Genomic DNA, 2,068 nt, shown 5'->3' with positions numbered 1-2,068 from the left:
GTTGTGACCCCTCGCAGGGGCGATGAGGACGGGCAACTACCTGCAGGTCGCCGACCGCAAGACCGGTTGTGACCCCTCGCAGGGGCGATGAGGACTGGGCGTACGGGCCGGGTCCGGGTAGTAGTGCTGCTGTTGTGACCCCTCGCAGGGGCGATGAGGACGGGCAACTACCTGCAGGTCGCCGACCGCAAGACCGGTTGTGACCCCTCGCAGGGGCGATAAGGACTCGTGGGAGATGGGGCGGCCCATCAGTGCACCCTCGGTTGTGACCCCTCGCAGGGGCGATGAGGACGCGATCACCGGGACGTTCGAGGTCGCCGGCGCCATGTTGTGACCCCTCGCAGGGGCGATGAGGACGCGCGACTCACCGTCTACGTGTCGATCGGCAACAGGTTGTGACCCCTCGCAGGGGCGATGAGGACCGGCCTGATCGATCCGGCCGAGGGCGACTTCGACTCGTTGTGACCCCTCGCAGGGGCGATGAGGACTCATCCGGCCCATCGGCGGCCAGGGGACGCAGCTCGGGTTGTGACCCCTCGCAGGGGCGATGAGGACGTCATCGCCGTGCCCGGCCGGGGCACAGTCGTCAGGTTGTGACCCCTCGCAGGGGCGATGAGGACGATCAGATCAGCCACTCCCTGATTCTCCCCCCACTCGTTGTGACCCCTCGCAGGGGCGATGAGGACGACAAGGCCGCGACCATGCACAAGCTCAAGTTCTTGTTGTGACCCCTCGCAGGGGCGATGAGGACACATGCGGGAAAGATCGAACCGCAGGGGTTGGCCCCAGTTGTGACCCCTCGCAGGGGCGATGAGGACCGGCCTGGTCGACGCCGGAGTCCTGCCGGACGACGAGTTGTGACCCCTCGCAGGGGCGATGAGGACGCCGCAAATCTTGTGTGACAGGCGCCCGTTTTCGTGTTGTGACCCCTCGCAGGGGCGATGAGGACCCGGGTGGTCTTGTTGACCTTCGCCGTCGCATTGCGCAGGTTGTGACCCCTCGCAGGGGCGATGAGGACACGAACCTCACCAGCCTCGGCGCCCCTCTCACCGAGTTGTGACCCCTCGCAGGGGCGATGAGGACAACCGCTCCGCCGCTGCCCGGCTCAGCAGCACGATGTTGTGACCCCTCGCAGGGGCGATGAGGACGCTTCGGCCGGCAGCACCCCGGCTGGGTGCAGGGGTGTTGTGACCCCTCGCAGGGGCGATGAGGACAACCTCATCACCACGGTGGCGGCCCTGGACTCCGGGTTGTGACCCCTTGCAGGGGCGATGAGGACGCCCGCAGTGAGTAAGGAGAGCCGGTCCAGGTGAAGTTGTGACCCCTCGCAGGGGCGATGAGGACCGGAACGGTCGTCGCGAACGCGCCGAGCCGAATGATGTTGTGACCCCTCGCAGGGGCGATGAGGACCCGCCCAAGAGGCCTACCTGAGGATCAAGGGCCTGTGGTTGTGACCCCTCGCAGGGGCGATGAGGACCGGCGAGTTCGGTCAGGGTGGCCTGCTCGGCGGTGTGTTGTGACCCCTCGCAGGGGCGATGAGGACTCGGGCGGAAGGACCCCTTCAGAGGACCACTGATCGTGTTGTGACCCCTCGCAGGGGCGATGAGGACGGCGTGGACCAGGGCGCGGACGACCCGGTGAACACGTTGTGACCCCTCGCAGGGGCGATGAGGACTCCATGAGCCGCATGGATCCGTACCTGACGCACATGTTGTGACCCCTCGCAGGGGCGATGAGGACTCCCAGCCTGTGCTGTAGGAAGTCTGCATCAACCTGTTGTGACCCCTCGCAGGGGCGATGAGGACCTGGCGACCCCGGCAGATCCGGACGGCCCTGACCTGTTGTGACCCCTCGCAGGGGCGATGAGGACGTGTGACGTGCGTGACGTCCTGGTCTCGGAGATGGCGTTGTGACCCCTCGCAGGGGCGATGAGGACTTCTCCGCCAGCTGGTAGACCTGCTCGCGCGCCTCCTGGTTGTGACCCCTCGCAGGGGCGATGAGGACCCCGTCGAAGTCGCCCGCCGTGACGGTGCCCTTCAGGTTGTGACCCCTCGCAGGGGCGATGAGG

The 2,068-nt window shown here is 66.8% G+C and carries 1 CRISPR repeat array.

Annotated features, from left to right (window positions below):
* A CRISPR array of direct repeats spans window positions 1–2,068; the repeat unit is 28 nt; unit sequence GTTGTGACCCCTCGCAGGGGCGATGAGG.

The organism is Streptosporangium sp. NPDC051022 (assembly GCF_040683035.1).
In the GTDB taxonomy this organism is placed as follows: domain Bacteria; phylum Actinomycetota; class Actinomycetes; order Streptosporangiales; family Streptosporangiaceae; genus Streptosporangium.
Note: the sequence above shows the minus strand (reverse complement) of the source record. Positions and strands in the feature narration are given on the sequence as shown.